Source organism: Achromobacter sp. ISS7, from assembly GCF_056523125.1.
Map to the genome: position 1 here is coordinate 1,387,362 of NZ_JAWRZD010000001.1, position 16,987 is coordinate 1,404,348.

The window sequence follows — 16,987 nt, forward strand, 5'->3', positions numbered from 1 at the left end:
GGCGGGGTCAGGCGTACAGCCCGTGCAGGTACCAGCGCGCGTGCTCGTCGTCGCGTTCGCGGTAGATCCAGTAGCGCGCGCTGGCGGCGTCCTCGGCGACGAAGTAGTCGCGCACGGTCAGGGCCGGGTCCCACCAGCCGCTTTCGATGCGCTCGGGGCCGCGCATCAGCCGCAGCGCCTGGCCGGCGTATTGCGGCCGGTGGCCGGCCAGCTTCAGCGGCAGCGGCGGGTCGAGCAGCCAGAAGGGGCGGTCCAGCTGGTCGGGCAGCGGCTCGGGGCGCTGCGGCGGCTCCAGCGCGTCGCCCCAGGCGTTGGCGGCCTCGGGCCGGTGGTCGGGGGTGGGACAGGCGTGGCGGACGTGGTCGCGGCCGAGCCGCGCCGTCAGCAGGTCCAGCAGGCGGGCGTGGTCGGCGGCGGTGCCGCCGGGCTCGGGGAACAGCGTGGTGCTGGCGGCGGGTTGTTCGGTGGTGTCGGGCGCCAATAGGGATACCGCGATGACCGGGGCTTCGAGCGTGAGGCGGCCAAGCTTTTCCCGCAGCAGGTTGAGGATCTGTGGCGCCTGCCAGACGGGCTGGGCCAGCGCCAGTTCCAGTTCGGTGGGCGGGCGCGCATGGCGGCCGCGCTCGTGGTCCATGCGCAGCAGCACGCGCCGCACCGCCAGTTGCCGCGCCGTCAGCCAGCCGCCCAGTTGCTCGGCCAGGCGCCGCGCCACGGCCAGCACCGCGTCGGTGTGTTCGAGGTATTCCATCAGCTCGATGCGGCGCTCGAAACGCGGCGGCGGTTCGATCCAGCGATGCAGTTCGGGCGACTGGCCATAGGCGGCGTCCAGCGCCTGCAGCAGGTCGGGCGCGCTGCGCCGTTGCAGGCCGGCGCGCGGCAGGGCGCGCAGGTCGGCCAGCGTGTGGCAGCCGATGTCGTTGAGCCAGTCCAGGCGCGGTTGGGCCTGCGGCAGCAGGGCCACGGGCAGGGCGTCGAGCCGGCGCGCCAGCGTGCGCGGGGTCAGCACCCGGCGCGGTGGCCGGCGCCCGCTGCGGTGCGCCAGCAGCCAGGCGCCGGCGGCGGTGGGCGCCATGCCCAGCGACACGCGCAGGTCGAGCGCGGCCAGCGTCGCGGCCACGCGCCGGTGCAGCGCGCGCGGCCCGCCAAAGAACAGCAGGCTGGCGCCGACGCTGAGCAGCACGGTGTCGTCGCCGGACAGCGCGACCTCGGGGGTGTATTGCAGCAGCGCCAGCGCCGCGCCCTGCAGGGTGTCGGCCTCGGCCACCGGGTCGCGCGTCAGCAGCTCGACCTCGGGCGCGATGGCGGCCGCGCCACCGCGGCGCATGCCCGGCCGCACGCCGGCCTGGCGCGCGGCGGGCGTGAGGGCGGCGACGCGTTCCTGGTCGAGGACCGCGCAGGCCTGCGCCTCATGCGGCCAGTGCGGGCGCAGTGCGTCCAGCGGCAGGCAGCGCAGGTAGGCGGCGATCCAGAGGCGCATGGCGGGTGGGCGCGAGGACGCCGGGCTCCAGGCCCACGTACAGCGGGGCCTCGCAGACCGGTCCCCGGCGCTTGAGAATATGGACGGACAGCCCGCCCGGCGCGGGCGCGAGCGCCAGGCGCAACGGGGCGGGGGTGGCGTGCTGCGCCGCGCTGGCCGGGCGCAGGGCGACGAACAGCAGGTCGCTGGCCTGGGCCGCCAGGTGCAGCCGGCGCAGCGATTCGGGGCGCACGTGCGGCAGCCAGCAGAGCAGGGCGCCGCAGCTGCCGTTTTTCAGGATCTGCTCGGCGGCCCAGAGGGCGTCCAGGGGTTTTTCGGGGGCGACCCAGAGCAATTGGCGCGGATCGAGCCGCCAGCTCATCCAGCTGGCGATGTGCGGCGCGTGCGGCGGCTGCACCAGGGCGATGGCGCGGCGCGTTTCGAGCTGCGCCAGGGCCGGGCGCAGCAGGCGGATTTCGCCGATGCCGGGTTGCGGCGACAGCAGCTCGATCAGCGAACCCAGCGGCCAGCCGCCGTCCGGCAGCTCGGCCGACAGGGCGGCGTGGCCGGTGGGCAGGCTGCGGGCGGCGCCCCGGGCAAGCTGGGTGGCGCGCCACAACGCGGGATGGATCTGTTCTGGGGACGGCATGGCGGCTGGACGACCCGGTTCTCCTGGGGTGGAGGGCAGTCGGGCCGCCCTGGGAAATCAATGATTGCTGTATGAATATACAGTATTTTACCCGACGCGAAAGCGTCGGGATGTATCCCGGGATTGCACTGCCATGGAGGGGGATTCAGGGCCGGAGGGCCGGGCCGCCGCACGGGGCGGCCCGGTGCCGCGTCAGGGGCGCGCGGCGGCGCCGGCGGCGACTGGCGCGTCCTGGCCGACGCCGGCGGCGCGGTCGGCCTCGAAGCCGTAGAACTGCATGTCTTCGTAGCGGATCCAGCGCGACTTCCTGACCAGCCGGTGGCCGATCCAGAACGCCAGGAACAGCGGGATCGCCAGGTAGGTCGAGACCACCCCGATCCAGTCGATGCGCTCGTCCAGGAAGGCCTGGTAGTTCTGGCCCAGCGTGACCAGCAGGCACAGCACGAAGGCCAGCAGCGGGCCGAACGGGAACAGGCCGGCCTTGTAGGGCAGGTTGGCGGTGTCGTAGCCGTGCTTCACGTAGCCCTGGCGGAAGCGGTAGTGGCTGACCGCGATGCTGAGCCAGACGATGAACTCGGTCATGCCGGCGAAATTCAGCAGCCAGATGTAGACCGCCTTGGGGCTGTAGACCACGCTGAACATGCACAGGCAGGCCAGCGCGGTGGTGGCCAGCAGTGCGTACAGCGGCACGCCGTTGCCGGTCAGGCGCTTGAACACGGCCGGCGCCTGGCCCTCGACCGCCATGTTGAACAGCATGCGGGTGGCGGCGTACATGCCCGAGTTGCCGGCCGACAGCACCGAGGTCAGGATCACCGCGTTCATGATGGTGGCGGCCGACAGCAGCCCGGCGTGCTGGAACACCAGCGTGAACGGGCTGACGGCGATGTCCTCGACTTCGTTGCGCAGCAGTTGCGGGTCGGTATAGGGAATCAGCAGGCCGATGATCAGGATCGCCAGCACGTAGAACAGCAGGATGCGCCAGAACACGTGGTTGATGGCGCGCGGCACGTTGCGGCGCGGGTTCTCGGACTCGCCGGCGGCCACGCCGACCAGCTCGGTGCCCTGGAACGAATAGGCCACCACCATGGCCACCCCGACCCAGGTGGCGGCGTTGCCGACGAACGGCGCCTCGCCCACGGTCCAGTTGCGCAGGCCGACCGGGGCGTCGCTGTGGATGATGCCGACCAGCATGGCCACGCCCAGCACGATGAAGCACAGCACCGCCACCACCTTGATGATGGCGAACCAGTACTCGGCCTCGCCGAAGCTGCGCGCCGAGAAGGCGTTCAGGCCGAAGGTCAGCGCCAGGAAGAGGACGCTCCAGATCCAGCCGGGGGTGTCGGGGAACCAGTACGCCATCACCAGTTGGGCGGCGACCACGTCCACCGCCACCACCGTGGCCCAGCTGAGCCAGAAGTTCCAGCCCAGCGCGAAGCCGAAGCCGCCGTCGACGTAGCGCGATGCGTAGGTGCAGAACGAGCCCGATACGGGCATGAAGGTGGCCAGTTCGCCCAGGCTGGTCATGATGAAATAGACCATCAGGCCGATCAGCAGGTAGACCGTGAGCGCGCCGCCGGGGCCGGCCTGGGCGATGGCCGCGCCCGAGGCGATGAACAGGCCGGTGCCGATGGCGCCGCCCAGGGCTATCATGGTCAGGTGGCGCGCCTTGAGCACGCGGTGCAACTGGTTCTTGCCGGCCGGAGGGGTTCCCGAATCTGTCGTCGGTGTTTTCATGGAATGCACAGGTTGATGCAAAGCGCTGCGCCGGCCACGAACGCCCGTCAGCGCCTTGTGGACACCGGGGGCAGTAGCCGGCCCGGGGGGCGCCTTGCCTAGGATTGCGTGTGACGGGCATTTTACAATGGGGCCATCCAGTGCCCGTACGGAGCCGTTGCATGGCTGCTTCTTCCCCTGATTCCTCCCCATCTTCCCGCGCGATCGAACTGCTGCCCGAACCGGGCGCCGAGGTGCGCCAACTGTTCATCCTGCTGCACGGCGTCGGCGGCGCGCCCGACAACCTGCTGCCGCTGGCCCAGGCCGTGCGCGCCGCGTTTCCCGCGGCGGCGATCCTGATCCCCGAGGGCTTCGAGCCTTTCGATGGCGGCGGCGCCGGCCGGCAATGGTTCTCGGTGCGCGGCGTCACCGAGGAAAACCGCCCCGAACGGGTGGCCCAGGCCCTGCCGCCGCTGGAGGCCTACGTGAAGCAGGCCCAGGCCCGCTTCGGCCTGCTGCAGTCCGACACCGCGCTGGCCGGTTTCTCGCAGGGCGCCATCATGGCGCTCGAACTGGTGCAGGCGCATGACGGCATGGCCGGCCGCGTGATCGCCTTTTCGGGCCGCTATGCGCAACTGCCCAAGGCCGCGCCGCAGTACACCACGCTGCACCTCCTGCACGGCGCGGCCGACGGCATCATGCCGGTGGCGCACATCCAGGCGGCGCAGGCGCGGCTGGACGAGCTGCATGGCGACGCCACCATCGACGTGGCCTCGCAGGTCGGCCACGAGCTGCACCCTGCGCTGATCCAGCGCGCCATCGAGCGGCTGCAGACCTGCGTGCCGCTGCGCAGCTGGGAAGCGGCGCTGGGCCTGAACCAGTCGCCGCCGGACGGCACCACGGTGCACTGACGCCGCGCCGATGAGTCCCGCCAAATCCTCCGCCGCCGCCCGCGACGCCGATCCGGTCGGCGGCGCGCAGAGCATCTTCCGGGTGCTGCGCATCCTCAAGTACGTGGGCGCCGCGCCCGCGCGCGGCGTCGGCCTGACCGACGTGGCGCGCGACCTGGGCCTGACGCCGCCGACCGCGCACCGCATGTTGTCGGCCCTGTTGCAGGAAGGCTTCCTGGCGCTCAACCCCAAGCTCAAGACCTACAGCCTGGGGCGCGAGTCGTACATCCTGGGGCTGGCGGCCGAAAGCCGCCACGGCATCAAGGCGATCGCCGAATCGGCGGTGCTGCGGCTGGCCGAGTCCACCGGCGACACCAGTTTCCTGTCGGTGCGGTCGGGCCACGAGGCGGTCTGCGTCGACCGCAAGACGGGCGATTTCCCCATCAAGATCCTGACGCTGGAGGTCGGCCACCGCCGGCCGCTGGGCGTGGGGGCGGGCAGCCTGGCGCTGCTGGCGTTCCTGCCCAATGACGATATCGAGCGGGTGCTGGCGCGCTACGACGCCTCGGCCGCGCCGGACCTGCCGTCCACCGCGATGCTGCGCGAGGACATCGCCGCCGCCCGCAAGCAGGGCTATGCGCTGAACCCGGGCCGCATCATTCCGGACATGCTGGGGGTGGGCGTGCCGGTGTACGACCGCGAGCAGCACGTAGTGGCCGCGCTCAGCGTGGCCGCGATCCGCTCGCGCTTGTCGGGCGCGCGTTTGCAGGAGGTGGTGGCGGCGCTGCAGCGCGCCGCCACGGAACTGGGCGCGGAGCTGGCGCCGCGCCCGGCCTGACGCGTGGCGCGACCGCGCGCGTCTCGGATCCGGGCAATCCGACAGTTATCGGACCGATCGGGAGATGGCCGGCAGGCGGCGCGTCCTGGCGCCCCGCTGGCCGGCCTGCTACGCCGGCTATCGTCCCGCGCAGGACTTGCCGCCGTCCACCGGCAGGCACACGCCGGTGATGTACTTCGCTTCGTCGCTGGCCAGGAACAGCGCGGCATGGGCCACGTCCCAGGCGTCGCCCATGCGGCCCATCGGGCTGGCGGCGTTGCGGCGCCGGCGCATTTCCTCCACGTCCTCGAACTGGCCCGCGATCTGGGCGTAGATCAGCGGCGTGTCCATCACGCCCGGCAGCACCGCGTTGACGCGGATGTTGTCGGGCGCGTAGCGCACCGCCAGGGCGCGGGTCAGGTGGTTCAGCCCGGCCTTGGCGGCGTAGTACGAGGTGTACGGATAGGTGTTGACCTGGATCGAGGCCAGCGACGAGATGTTGACGATGCTGCCGCCGCCCTGGGCCAGCATGGCCGGCAGCACGTGCTTGCAGGTCAGGAACACGCCGGTCAGGTTGGTGTCCATGACCCGGTGCCAGCTGTCCTCGCTAGCCTCGATCGGGTCGCCCATCTCGGTGATGCCGACGTTGTTGTGCAGCACGTCGATGCGGCCGGCCTCGGCCAGCATGGCCTGCACCGCCGCCAGGATCTGCGCGCTGTCGGTCACGTCGGCCGCCAGCGCGGTGCAGCGGCCGCCTTCGTCCAGGATGATGCGGCGGGTTTCCTCGGCCGATTCCGGCCGCAGGTCCACCGCGAACACGTGGGCGCCTTCGCGGGCATAGAGCGCGGCGGCGGCGCGGCCGTTGCTCCAGCCCGGCCCGGACGACCCCGCGCCGAACACCAGCGCGGTCTTGCCTTGCATGCGCTGGCCCATGTCAGTCCACCGAGATGTGCGCGAACTCGGCCACCTTCTTCCACTTGGCCACGTCTTCCTTGATCATGGCGGCGAAGGCTTCCGGCTTGTCGGCCACCACATAGGCGCCCACGCCGGCGTACTTGGCCTGCACCTCGGGGTCGGCCAGCGCGCGGCGCGAGGCCTCGCCGAGCTTGGCCAGGACCGGCGCGGGCAGGCCGGCCGGGGCTAGCAGGCCGTTCCACATCTCCGCGTCATACGTCGGCAGGCCGACTTCGGCGAAGGTGGGCACGTCGGGCAGTTGCGGCAGGCGCTTCCTGGCCGCCACCACGATGGCGCGCAGGCTGCCCGACTGGATGTGCGCCATCGACGAGGCCGCCGTGTCCCACAGGATCGGCACCTGGCCGGCGATGACGTCGTTGAGCGCCGGGCCGGTGCCGCGATACGGCACGTGCATCATGTCCAGGCCCGACAGCGACTTGTAGTACTCCATCGCCATGTGGGTGGCGCCGCCGTTGCCCGACGAGGCATACGAATACTTGCCCGGCGCGCCCTTGACCAGCGCCACGAACGAGGCGTAGTCCTTGGCCGGGAAGTCCTTGTTGACCACGATCACGCCCGGCACTCGGATGATCTGCGTGACCGGGGTGAAGTCCTTGACGGCGTCGTACGGCAGGTTCTTGTAGACCGCCGAGTTGGTGCCGTTGGTGCTGGAGGTGCCCAGCAGCAGCGTGTAGCCGTCGGGCGTGGCGCTGGCCACCGCGCGCGAGCCGACCGTGCCGCCGGCGCCGCCGCGGTTTTCCACCACCACGGGCTGGCCGATCTGCTTGCCCAGCGCCTCGGCGAAGATGCGGCCGACCACGTCGGAGGTGCCGCCGGGCGGGAAGGGCACGATCAGGCGGATCGGGCGGTCGGGATAGTTGCTCTGGGCGCTGGCGGGGGCCGCCAGCACGGTGGCCAGGGCGGTCGCGGCCACGGTCAGCCAGGTACGGATCTTCATGGGTTGTCTCCTCGCTTGGATTGATTATGTTTTTATTCAGGCATCAGGCGATGCGATCGCCTGGCTTGATCTTGGCGGCCCGGCTGTCCACGCCCGGCAGCATGTGCGCGGGGTCGCGCGTCACCACCACGTCCAGCACGGTGGGGCGGTCCTTGCAGGCGTAGGCGGCGGCCAGCGCGGCCGGGATCTCGGCCGGGTCCTCCACCCGGATGCCGTTGCAGCCCAGCGCGCGCGCCACGTTGGCGTAGTTGGTCTCGGCCAGGTCCGACGACTGGTAGCTGCCGCTGCCGTACATCAGGTGCTGCAAGGCCTTGATATAGCCCGAGGCGGCATTGTTGACCACCACCAGCGTGAAGGCCATGCCCATGCGCACCGCGGTTTCCAGTTCGCCCAGCGACATGTTGCAGCCGCCGTCGCCGGTCAGGCTGACCACCTGGCGCCCGGGGGCGGCGGCGGCCGCGCCGATGGCGCCGGGGATGCCGTAGCCGATCGACGCGAAGCCGCGGTCCGGCACGAAGCCGCGGCCGGCGCGCTTGGTGTCGAACAGCAGGCCGCCCCAGTGCGCGGCGAAACCGCCGTCGGCCACCAGCACGCCGTCTGCGGGCAGGCTGGCGTTGATCTCGTGCATCAGGCGCGCCATGCCGATGGGCCGGTCGGCCGAGGTCAGCTTGGCGTGCACCGATTCGCGCCAAGTGTGCATGGCCTGGCCGACTTCGGCGGCGTAGCCTTCGCGGCGGGCGCCGCCGTTGTCGGACTGGGCGGCCAGGGCCTGGTCCAGCTCGGCCAGCGTGGCGCGGGCGTCGCCCCACAGCCGCAGCGTGGGCGTGGTGGTGCGGTCGAATTCCTCGGCCACGATGTCCAGGTGGATGATGGGCGCGCCGGTGGCCAGCAGGTCATAGCGGCGCGTGGCGACTTCGCCCAGCTTGCAGCCGACCACGAACAGGCAGTCGGACTTGGCGATCAGGTCGTTGGCGATGCGGCTGTAGCGGCCGAACAGGCCCGCGTTGAGCGGATCGTCGCAGGCGATGGCGCCCTTGCCGCTCATGGTGTGGGCGACCGGGATGTTGTAGCGCCGGGCGAAGGCCTGCACCGCCTCGGCGGCCTCGCTGATGTGCACGCCGCCGCCGCACAGCATCAGCGGGCGGGCGGCGCCGGCCAGCATGGCGGCGGCTTGCGCCAGCGCCTCGGCGTCGGGGCGGCAGCGCAGGGCGGGCGCGCGGCGATAGGTGGCGCTGGCGTGGAAGGCGTCGGCGTCGAACGCGTGGACCTCGTGGGCGATGTCCTCGGGCACGTCCAGCACCACCGGGCCGGGCCGGCCGCTGGTGGCGACCGCGAAGGCGCGCCGCACCAGTTCGGGAATGCGCTCGATCTTCTCGACCCGCAGCACGTCCTTGACCACCGGGCGCAGCACTTCCAGCTGGCGCGCCTCCTGGGTCATGTTCTTCCACGAATGCATGCGGTGCGAGTCGCCCACCAGCGCCACCATGGCGGTGCCGGCGTTGTAGGCCTCGGCCAGGCCCGTGACCAGGTTGGTGGCGCCGGGGCCGAGCGTGGCGTCGCACACGGCGGGGCGGCCGCTGACCTTGGTGTAGGCGTCGGCGGCGAACACCGCGCAGCGTTCGTCGTTGATCAGGTTGTGGTTCAGCTTCAGGCGCCGCACCGCGTCGTAGAACGGCAGCAGCTGGAAGCCGCCCATGCCGAACATCAGGCCGACGTCGTGCGCGGCGAACATGCGGGCGATGGCTTCGCCGCCCGTGATTTCCAGTTTTTCCGACATGCGGAGGGTGCTCCTAGCAGGTTGCGCGCCCTGCGAGCAGGGCGTCGATAAAGGTTCTGAGGGGGGCGCCGATGCGGCAGCCGAGTTCGCGGGCGCGGGCGTTGGCGCACGACACCACGCCGTCTTCGTAGCAGGAGCGCGCATCGCCGATGCGCGCGCTGTGGGCCGACACCGTCAGCGCGGCGATGCCGCGCCGTTGCAGCAGCGGCAGGCGGCCGATGCCGGCGCTGTCCTTGCCGATGCCGGCGTCGTTGAAGGTCACCAGCCGGGGCACGGGGCGCACGCCGTCGGTGGCCAGGCCGGCCAGCCGTTCGCCGTGCGAGGCGGTCACGGCGATCAGGCCGTCGTCGGCCGCTTCCAGCAGCGAGACCGAATCGGCGCCTATCACCAGGGGCGCGCCGTCCTCGGTGGCGGCCAGGACCGTGCGGGCTTCGTGGCGCGGCGCCGGCCAGGTCGGCGCCATGTCGGCCGCGGCGAGCCGCTGGGCGGCCTGCGCCACGGCCATGCCGGGCCGGCAGCCGAGCGCGTGGGCAAGTTCGTTGACGTGGCTGACGATGCCGTGGCGCGCCATGTCGGCGCCGTCGCCGATGCGGCAGCTGCGGTAGTCGGCGGTGGCGGCGGCCACGCCCCATTGCTGCAAGTCGTCCAGCCCGGCGATGCCGGCCCGCTGCCAGCCGACGCCGGCGTCGTTCAGCACCACCGCGCGCACCCGGCCGCGGGCCGCGCAATAGGCGGCGTAGTCGCCGCCGTGCGAGGCGGCGATCACCACGCGGCCGGCGTCTTCGGGCGCCAGCTTGGTGATGCTGTCGAGGATGCGGGCAGCCTCGGTGTGATTCTTGTTTTCCATATTATGGATATCTGATTCGATCCCTGCGCCTGTTAGGGCGTCTGCGAGGGAATCGATTTGTCTCTGCTTGAATTGGAATAATCGTATGAGACCGATTCTAAGAGGCGCGGCTTCGGGTCAACAATGCTGTCTCCATATTATGGAAACTAATTTGAATTTGGGGCGAGCGAGGTCGGGAGGTGTGTTTGGCGGGGAGGGGGCGCAGGACGTGCGTGCGCCAGCGAGGCATCCGCAGAAGCCGCTCGTTCGCGCAGATGGGGGCGTGACACGATCACGCGCACCGGGGCGTGGCGCGATCAATGCAAAGGGGGGAAGGGCGTGATGCCCTGGAAGCGGGCGCGAGGGCCGCTGCGGGCAAGCCGGCGGGTCGCGCGCTGGAGGGAGAAAAGGCAACAGGCCGGCGGCGCCCTGGCGGCCATGGCCACCCGGACGCCGCGCGCGGCGCTTACTTTTCCCAGCCGCCGCCCAGCGCCAGGAACACGGCGATCTGGTCGTTGCTGAGCTCGGCCTGGCTGGCGGCCAGCGCGCTTTCGCTGGCGGCCAGCGTGCGTTCGGCATCGAGCACGGTCAGGTAGTCGGTCTTGCCGTACTGGAACAGCTGGCGCGCTTGCGACGCGGCCTGGGCGGCCTGGTCGCGCGCGGCGCGCAGCGAGGTCTCGCGGTCGAGCTGGCGCGCGTACACCACCAGCGCGCTCTCGGTTTCGCGCAGCGCGTTCAGCACCGACGCATCGAAACGCGCCACCGCGGCCTTGGTGTTGGCCTCGGCCTCGGCGATGCGCGCCTGCACCGCGCCGGTGTTGGGCAGGGTCCAGGAGATCAGCGGGCCGACGCTCCAGCTGAAGGTGCCGCGGTCGCCGAACATCGCGGCCGGGCCGCCCGAGGCGCCGGACAGGCCCAGCGTGATCTTGGGGTAGAGGTCGGCCGTGGCCACGCCGATGCGCGCGGTGGCGGCGGCCAGCGTGCGTTCGGCCTGGCGGATGTCGGGACGGCGGCGCAGCAGCGCGGCGCCATCGCCCACGGGAATCGTCTGGCTCAGCCGGGGCGCGGCGGCGCATTGCAGCAGCGAGGTCGGGATCTCGCCCGGGGTCTGGCCGGTCAGCGCCGCCAGACGGTACAACGCGGTGCGCTGCTGCGCCTGGAACGGCGGCAGGTTGGCGCGCAGCTGTTCCAGCTGGCTGCGGGCGCGGGTGACGTCGAGCGCGGTGCCGCGGCCGGCGCGTTGCAGCCGGCTGACCGCGTCCAGCGATTCCTGCTGCACCTTGACCGAATGCTCGGCCGAGGCCAGTTGCATGCCGGCCGAACACAGGTTGGCGTAGGCGCGCGTGGTCTCGGCCGCCACCGTGACGCGGGTGGCGTCGTAGGCGGCCTGCGCCGCCTGCGCGTCGGCGCCGGCCGCTTCCACGGCGCGCCGGATCTGGCCGAACAGGTCCAGCTGGTACGACATGCTGGCGCCGGCCGAGTACGACCAGCGATTGGGCGGATCGATGCCGGGCGCCAGTTCCTGGATGCCGGACACGTGGCCGAAGGTGGGCGAGGCATTCACGCCCAGGCTGGGCTGCTGCTGCGCCTCGGTCTCGCGCACGGCGGCCTGGGCCCGTTCCAGGTTGGCGCTGGCCACGCGCAGGTCGGTGTTGGCGCCCAGCGCCTTTTCCACCAGTCCGTCGAGCACCGGATCGTCATACAGGCGCCACCAGTGGCCGGGCACCTGGTCGCGCTGGAACACGCTTGCCTGCGCTTCGGCGAACGGCGCCTGCGCGCTGGGCCGGGAGATGGCCGATCCGGCGGGCACCTGGTAGTCAGGGCCCACGGCGGCGCATCCGGCCAGTGCGGCGGACAGCATCAGCGGCAGGAAGAATCTGGTGTTCATGGCGATTACGGCTTGGCGTTGTCTAGGAGGTTGAAAGGGTTGCGGAAAGGGCGCGCTCAAGAAGGTTGGCGCGCGTCGGTTTGCGTTTGTGCTGGCGTTTTTGCTTGCGCTTTCGCCTGCGTTTGCGCGGGCGCGGCGGCCGCGCCGACCGCGACGGTGGCGGTCTGGCCGGCCACCAGGCGCACGCCGGCGGGCACCTCGTCGATCTTCACGCGCACCGGGATGCGCTGCGCCAGGCGCACCCAGTTGAAGGTCGGGTTGACGTTGGGCAGCAGGTTGGCGCCCGTGCTGCGGTCGCGGTCGGCGATGCCCAGCGCGATGCTCTCGACGTGGCCGCGGATCTGGCGGCTGTCGCCCATCAGCGTGACGGTGACGGGATCGCCTTCGTGGATGCCGGGCAGCTTGGTTTCCTCGAAATAGCCTTCGACGTAGAACGAGCTGGCATCGACCAGCGCCATCACGCCGTGGCCGGCGCTGGCGTACGAGCCGGCGCGCAGGTCGAGGTTGGTGACGCGGCCGTCGGTCACGGCCAGCACGCGGCTGCGCTCCAGGTTCAGGCGGGCGGTGTTCAACTGCACCTCGGCCTGGGCCAGCGCGGCCTCGGTCTGCTGCAGCTTGGTCTGGCTCTGTTCCAGCGCCTCGGCGGCCACCAGCTGGCCCAGCGAGCGGTTGCGCTTGGCGTCGCGCAGCGCCTGTTCGCGCGCCACCTGCTGCGAGCGCACGGAAGCTTCGGCCTGGTCGAAGGCCAACTGGAAGCGGGCGCGGTCGATCTCGAACAGCACGTCGCCGGCCTTCACGTCCTGGTTGTCGCGCACCGGCACGGCGGTGACCAGGCCGGACACGTCCGGCGCCACCTGCACCACGTAGGCCTTGACGCGGCCGTCGCGGGTCCAGGGTTCGACTTCATAGTGCACCCAGAGCTGCCAGCCGGCGTAGACGGCGGCCGCGACGACGGCGGCGGTCACCGCGAATTTGCCGATGGCGGCGGGGCGCAGGGCATTGGGGAGTTTCATACCTATCTCTGCAGAAAATAAGGGGAAATCAGGGAGACGCCGTACAACAGCACCACGAACAGCGCCAGGTCGAACAGCGCCGGGTGCCAGACCAGGCGATACAGCCCGGCGCGCGCCAGCACGCGGCGCACGGCCCAGGCGACGGCCAGGGTGGCCACGCCCAGCACCAGCAGCCAGGGGAAGTAGATGCCGTAGAGATTGAATTCGCCGATCATGGTGTTTCCAGCGTGGGATGGGCGGGTTGATAGTCGGCCGCGTCGGGAAAGAAGGCGCGGCGTAGGCCCACCAGGGCCACCACCGCGCGGTCGCGCGCGGCGACGGTGCCAGGGGTGGCGGTGACGCTGGCCAGGGCCCGGTCGATCTGCGCCAGCATGTCCGGCGTCTTGTCGCCGCCGCGCCAGGCCGAGCGCTCGCGGAAGAAGCGCGCCAGGCTGTCGAGCAGCGGCGCGATGGTGGCGTCGGCCATCGGCAGGTGGCGGCGCGCGCGTTGCAGTTCGGTGATGTCGCGGCCCACGCGCAGGTCCTTGAGCGCGTCGGCGGCGACCAGGTCGTCGGGCCGCTTGGCCAGCGCCAGGCGCGGCTGCAGCAGGCCGATGCGGTCGAGCATGCGGGCGGCATAGGTGTGGCGCGCCGGGGTGCGCGGCGAGCTGGCCAGCATCGCCAGTTCGTGCCAGTTGGCGGCCTGGATGCGGCGCGCGCTCCAGTCGGCGCTGACGGTGCGGAAGATGGCGGCGATGATCGCGGCGGCGGCCACGCCCATGCACTGCGCCACCTGGGTGTCCAGGAACGACACCAGGTCGGCGGTGTGGGTGTCCTGCAGCGCCATGGTGCCCAGGAAGCCGAACAGCATCGCCATGGCCTTGCCCGCGGAGGTGGGGCGCGCAATGAAGATGCCGATGACGAAGGCGGTGGGCAGCATCGCCAGCGCCAGCATCTCGAACGAATGGATGGCCGGCATGATGCCCAGCAGGTACAGCGCCGACAGCGGAATCGAATAGACCGTGTAGGTCAGGAACTGCATGATGCCCGGTACCGGATTGTCCTGCGAGGCGAAGAAACAGCTGAAGATGGCGGCCATCAGCGCGGCGGTGGCGCCGTTGCTCCAGGCGGTGCCGATCCAGAAGGCGCAGACCACCGAGATGGCGACGCCGGCGGCGGCGGCCGACAGCAACGCCATGCCGTGGTCGCGGTGCAGCGCGCGATTGGGCGTGCTGGTGGCGGCGCGCGGCGCGCGCAGCGGAGCGCCGGCCAGCCCGGCGCGGATCTCGCGGCGCAGCGCCAGGCACTCGTCATAGGTGTCGATCAGTTCGCGCAGCCGCGTCATCAGGCTGGCCAGCAGCGCATCGCGCCAGCCGGAATGGCTGTCGATGGCGGGCGTCAGGCGCGAGACGGCGGCGCGCAATTGCACGGCGGTTTCGTGGGTGGCCTGGGCGCCGGCGTTGATCCATTCGGAGATGTCGGCCAATACCTGCGACACGGGTTCGGGCAGGGTCTGGCCGTCGGCCTGCAGCGCGCGCATGCGGTCTTCGACGGCGGACACGGCGGGCGTGAGCGCGGCGATCTGGTCCTGCATGGCGCGCACGGCGCCGACGGTCCAGCGCAGGTTGCCGGTGTCGAACGGCACGTGGGTCGACAACAGGCGCAGCTGGGTGATGTCGTTGGCCAGCACGCGGCGGTCGCGGTCTTTCTGTTCGGTGGTCTGGCCGCTGAGGGTGTCGTGGATCCAGAGCTTGGCGTCGCGCACCGCCTTGTCCAGCTGCAGCGTCAGGGCCGGGGCCAGGCCGCGCGGCAGCACGATGCTGTGGATCAGCGTGGCGCAGACGATGCCCAGGCTGATTTCCTCGACCCGCGCCAGCGCGGTGTCGAACACCTGCGAGGGGTCGGTGACGCTGGGAAAGCCGATCATGGCGGCGGTGTAGCCGGCCAGCATGAAGAGGTACGACCGCGGCGTGCGATCCAGCACCGACAGGTACAGGCAGAAGCCGACCCAGGCCACCATGGCAGCGGTCATGACGACCGGCGAGTTCGACAGGCGCGGCACCATGTAGACGGTCATGGCCGAGCCGCAGAAGGTGCCGACCAGGCGGTACAGCGCCTTGGAGCGCACCGCGCCGGACCAGGGCTGGGCCACGATGTAGGCGGTGGTCATGGCCCAGAACGGACGCGGCAGGCCGATGCTGTACGAAAGATAGAGCGCCATGATGGCGCTCAGGTAGCTCTTGAGGGAGAAGATCGTCTCGCGGACGTTGGGCAGGTATTTCATGGACGCGGATCCTCTTGCGCGCCGGCGGCGCCGCGGCCCAGCGCGGCCTTGAGCGAATCGAACACGCGCAGGCAGGCCTGCAGGTCGGCTTCGCTGACGCCGTCGAACAGGCGGCGCCGCAGTTCCACCAGCACGTCCTCGACCTCTTTGCGCAGGGCGTGGCCGGCCTCGGTCAGGTGCAGGGTCTTGGCGCGGCGGTCGTGCGCGTCTTCGCGCCGTTCCATCAGGCCGGCGGCGACCAGTTGGTCCAGCACGCGCACCAGCGACGGGCCTTCGACCCCCAGGGCCTCGGCCAGCGCGCCCTGGCGCACGCCGTCGCCCAGCCGGCCGGCCAGGATCACGGGCCAGGCGGTGGCTTGCGACAGGCCGTAGTCGGCCAGCGCCTTGTCGGCGGCGCCGCGATAGGCGCGCGACAGCACCATCAGGTTTGCGGTGGTGGCCATGAGTTGGGAGTCGGTGGGGGTGTCCATGGAAATCGATTGTATCCTATCTATTAGCTTACTATTAATTGAAAATGGCGAAGATCTCCATTGATTTTTTCAATCGGGAAAATCAGGGGCGGGTATTCCGTGGATGGAAAGCCGGGCGGCCATCGTTCATGCCTGCCGTGGAAACAAGCAATCGGCATGCGTTGTCGCGCCAGGCGGCAAGCGCATGCGGCCGCATCGACTTGCGGGCAGCCACGCCGGCCGCCCCGGGGATATCAACCGTTGCAGTCCGCCCAGCAATTGGGCGTTTCGTACAGGCGCACGCGGGTCAGGCGCAGGTCGGCGCCGTAGTGGCCGTGATAGTGCGGCGCCAGGATCTCGAAGATGATGGCGGCCAGGTTCTCGGCGGTGGGGATGCGGTCCAGCACCACGGTCTTGTGGCCGGGCATCGAGTCCAGGAAGCCGCGCACGGCGGTGTCGCCCTCGTAGACCAGGAAGGCATGGTCCCAGACGTCGACGATATGCGCCTTGGCGATGCGCTTGATGTCGGCGAAGTCCATCAGCATGCCGTTGTCGGATTCGCCGGGGGCCTGGACGATGTCGCCGGTCAGGGTGATTTCGAGCACATAGCGGTGGCCGTGCATGTTGCGGCACTGGCTGCGGTGGTCGGGAATGCGGTGGCCGGCGTCGAATTCAAGCCTGCGGGTCACGGAAATCATGGAATGCCTATGTATTTATGGGTCTGCAGGCTCAGGCGCCATTGCGGGTGCTGCATGCAGTATTGGACGGCCTGTTCGGTGTTGGCCAGGCGGGCGGGGCCGTCCATGGGTTGCAGGAAGAAGTGCTCGAAGTCCAGGTGTTCGAAGCGCGGGGGCAGGGCGTTGGCCTGGGGGTAGACCAGCTTGAGTTCGTTGCCGCGTTCGATGACGACCGGCGCGGTGCCTTTGGGGCTGACGCAGATCCAGTCGATGCCGGGGGGCGGCTGGACGGTGCCGTTGGTTTCGATGGCGACGGTGAAGCCGCGCGCGTGGACGACGGCGAGCAGGGGCGCGTCCAGTTGCAGCAGGGGTTCGCCGCCGGTGAAGACGATGTAGCGGTTGGCGGTGTCGGGGCCCCAGGCGGCTTCGATGGCGTCGGCGAGCAGTTCGGGGGTGGCGAATTTGCCGCCGCCGTCGCCGTCGGTGCCGATGAAGTCGGTGTCGCAGAAGGTGCAGGCGGCGCTCGCGCGGTCGCTTTCGCGGCCGGTCCAGAGATTACAGCCTGCGAACCGGCAGAAGACCGCCGCGCGGCCTGCGTGGGCGCCTTCGCCTTGCAGGGTTTTGAAGATTTCTTTGGCGGTGTAGGTCATGGGGGGG

Annotated in this window: 16 protein-coding genes; 2 read left to right on the top strand and 14 right to left on the bottom strand. The window is 70.7% G+C overall.

Translation table 11 applies throughout. The annotated features are described in order from the left end of the window. Positions 1-7: 7 nt before the first annotated feature. The 3 genes from AC1HFW_RS06435 to AC1HFW_RS06445 form a co-directional block, all read right to left on the bottom strand. The gene (locus AC1HFW_RS06435; RefSeq protein ID WP_479282333.1) at positions 8-1,477 is read right to left on the bottom strand and encodes a Y-family DNA polymerase; all 1,470 of its coding nucleotides are present in this window, start codon (positions 1,475-1,477) and stop codon (positions 8-10) included. Next, positions 1,407-2,105, bottom strand: coding sequence for a translesion DNA synthesis-associated protein ImuA (gene imuA, locus AC1HFW_RS06440; protein WP_116522037.1), 699 nt, complete (start codon positions 2,103-2,105; stop codon positions 1,407-1,409). Before imuA ends, AC1HFW_RS06435 begins: the two co-directional genes overlap by 71 nt. A gap of 192 nt (positions 2,106-2,297) precedes the next feature. Continuing rightward, positions 2,298-3,839, bottom strand: coding sequence for an amino acid permease (locus AC1HFW_RS06445; protein ID WP_479282334.1), 1,542 nt, complete (start codon positions 3,837-3,839; stop codon positions 2,298-2,300). 161 nt (positions 3,840-4,000) lie between these two features. Between AC1HFW_RS06445 and ypfH the strand changes: the two genes are divergently transcribed. Continuing rightward, the gene (ypfH, locus tag AC1HFW_RS06450) at positions 4,001-4,729 is read left to right on the top strand and encodes an esterase (protein ID WP_035360336.1); all 729 of its coding nucleotides are present in this window, start codon (positions 4,001-4,003) and stop codon (positions 4,727-4,729) included. Between the two features lie 10 nt (positions 4,730-4,739). Next, a complete protein-coding gene (locus AC1HFW_RS06455; RefSeq protein ID WP_054431275.1) occupies positions 4,740-5,546 on the top strand; it encodes an IclR family transcriptional regulator in 807 nt (268 codons plus the stop codon). Positions 5,547-5,663: 117 nt separating this feature from the next. On the opposite strand, the gene AC1HFW_RS06460 is transcribed toward AC1HFW_RS06455, so the two are convergent. The 11 genes from AC1HFW_RS06460 to queE all read right to left on the bottom strand — a co-directional run bounded on the left by AC1HFW_RS06460 (position 5,664) and on the right by queE (position 16,980). Then, positions 5,664-6,458, bottom strand: coding sequence for an SDR family NAD(P)-dependent oxidoreductase (locus AC1HFW_RS06460; protein WP_479282335.1), 795 nt, complete (start codon positions 6,456-6,458; stop codon positions 5,664-5,666). Position 6,459: 1 nt separating this feature from the next. Next, the gene (locus AC1HFW_RS06465) at positions 6,460-7,437 is read right to left on the bottom strand and encodes a Bug family tripartite tricarboxylate transporter substrate binding protein (RefSeq protein WP_006394613.1); all 978 of its coding nucleotides are present in this window, start codon (positions 7,435-7,437) and stop codon (positions 6,460-6,462) included. 43 nt (positions 7,438-7,480) lie between these two features. Continuing rightward, entirely contained in the window at positions 7,481-9,214 is a 1,734-nt protein-coding gene (locus AC1HFW_RS06470) for a thiamine pyrophosphate-binding protein (protein WP_479282336.1), read from the bottom strand. A gap of 13 nt (positions 9,215-9,227) precedes the next feature. Further along, positions 9,228-10,061: a hypothetical protein gene (locus AC1HFW_RS06475; RefSeq protein ID WP_006394615.1), complete on the bottom strand. Its 834-nt coding sequence runs from the start codon at positions 10,059-10,061 to the stop codon at positions 9,228-9,230. Between the two features lie 445 nt (positions 10,062-10,506). Then, complete coding sequence (locus AC1HFW_RS06480) at positions 10,507-11,928, bottom strand: efflux transporter outer membrane subunit (RefSeq protein WP_479282338.1); 1,422 nt, start codon at positions 11,926-11,928, stop codon at positions 10,507-10,509. Positions 11,929-11,984: 56 nt separating this feature from the next. After that, positions 11,985-12,941, bottom strand: a complete 957-nt coding sequence (locus AC1HFW_RS06485; protein ID WP_479282340.1) for an efflux RND transporter periplasmic adaptor subunit — start codon at positions 12,939-12,941, stop codon at positions 11,985-11,987. Positions 12,942-12,943: 2 nt separating this feature from the next. Next, complete coding sequence (locus AC1HFW_RS06490) at positions 12,944-13,156, bottom strand: DUF1656 domain-containing protein (protein WP_006394618.1); 213 nt, start codon at positions 13,154-13,156, stop codon at positions 12,944-12,946. Continuing rightward, the gene (locus AC1HFW_RS06495; RefSeq protein ID WP_479282342.1) at positions 13,153-15,204 is read right to left on the bottom strand and encodes an FUSC family protein; all 2,052 of its coding nucleotides are present in this window, start codon (positions 15,202-15,204) and stop codon (positions 13,153-13,155) included. Before AC1HFW_RS06495 ends, AC1HFW_RS06490 begins: the two co-directional genes overlap by 4 nt. After that, entirely contained in the window at positions 15,201-15,674 is a 474-nt protein-coding gene (locus AC1HFW_RS06500) for a MarR family winged helix-turn-helix transcriptional regulator (RefSeq protein WP_006394620.1), read from the bottom strand. The genes AC1HFW_RS06495 and AC1HFW_RS06500 overlap by 4 nt, the downstream gene beginning before the upstream one ends. 233 nt (positions 15,675-15,907) lie before the next feature. After that, a complete protein-coding gene (queD, locus tag AC1HFW_RS06505; RefSeq protein WP_061071438.1) occupies positions 15,908-16,351 on the bottom strand; it encodes a 6-carboxytetrahydropterin synthase QueD in 444 nt (147 codons plus the stop codon). After that, on the bottom strand, positions 16,348-16,980 hold the full coding sequence (gene queE, locus AC1HFW_RS06510; RefSeq protein WP_006394622.1) for a 7-carboxy-7-deazaguanine synthase: 633 nt from the start codon (positions 16,978-16,980) through the stop codon (positions 16,348-16,350). The genes queD and queE overlap by 4 nt, the downstream gene beginning before the upstream one ends. Between the last annotated feature and the right edge of the window lie 7 nt (positions 16,981-16,987).

Bases quoted from the DNA above. Each gene is read 5' to 3' on its own strand.
- AC1HFW_RS06435 (WP_479282333.1), bottom strand. From the start codon at position 1,477: ATGCGCCTCTGGATCGCCGCCTACCTGCGCTGCCTGCCGCTGGACGCA.
- imuA (WP_116522037.1), bottom strand. From the start codon at position 2,105: ATGCCGTCCCCAGAACAGATCCATCCCGCGTTGTGGCGCGCCACCCAG.
- AC1HFW_RS06445 (WP_479282334.1), bottom strand. From the start codon at position 3,839: ATGAAAACACCGACGACAGATTCGGGAACCCCTCCGGCCGGCAAGAAC.
- ypfH (WP_035360336.1), top strand. From the start codon at position 4,001: ATGGCTGCTTCTTCCCCTGATTCCTCCCCATCTTCCCGCGCGATCGAA.
- AC1HFW_RS06455 (WP_054431275.1), top strand. From the start codon at position 4,740: ATGAGTCCCGCCAAATCCTCCGCCGCCGCCCGCGACGCCGATCCGGTC.
- AC1HFW_RS06460 (WP_479282335.1), bottom strand. From the start codon at position 6,458: ATGGGCCAGCGCATGCAAGGCAAGACCGCGCTGGTGTTCGGCGCGGGG.
- AC1HFW_RS06465 (WP_006394613.1), bottom strand. From the start codon at position 7,437: ATGAAGATCCGTACCTGGCTGACCGTGGCCGCGACCGCCCTGGCCACC.
- AC1HFW_RS06470 (WP_479282336.1), bottom strand. From the start codon at position 9,214: ATGTCGGAAAAACTGGAAATCACGGGCGGCGAAGCCATCGCCCGCATG.
- AC1HFW_RS06475 (WP_006394615.1), bottom strand. From the start codon at position 10,061: ATGGAAAACAAGAATCACACCGAGGCTGCCCGCATCCTCGACAGCATC.
- AC1HFW_RS06480 (WP_479282338.1), bottom strand. From the start codon at position 11,928: ATGAACACCAGATTCTTCCTGCCGCTGATGCTGTCCGCCGCACTGGCC.
- AC1HFW_RS06485 (WP_479282340.1), bottom strand. From the start codon at position 12,941: ATGAAACTCCCCAATGCCCTGCGCCCCGCCGCCATCGGCAAATTCGCG.
- AC1HFW_RS06490 (WP_006394618.1), bottom strand. From the start codon at position 13,156: ATGATCGGCGAATTCAATCTCTACGGCATCTACTTCCCCTGGCTGCTG.
- AC1HFW_RS06495 (WP_479282342.1), bottom strand. From the start codon at position 15,204: ATGAAATACCTGCCCAACGTCCGCGAGACGATCTTCTCCCTCAAGAGC.
- AC1HFW_RS06500 (WP_006394620.1), bottom strand. From the start codon at position 15,674: ATGGACACCCCCACCGACTCCCAACTCATGGCCACCACCGCAAACCTG.
- queD (WP_061071438.1), bottom strand. From the start codon at position 16,351: ATGATTTCCGTGACCCGCAGGCTTGAATTCGACGCCGGCCACCGCATT.
- queE (WP_006394622.1), bottom strand. From the start codon at position 16,980: ATGACCTACACCGCCAAAGAAATCTTCAAAACCCTGCAAGGCGAAGGC.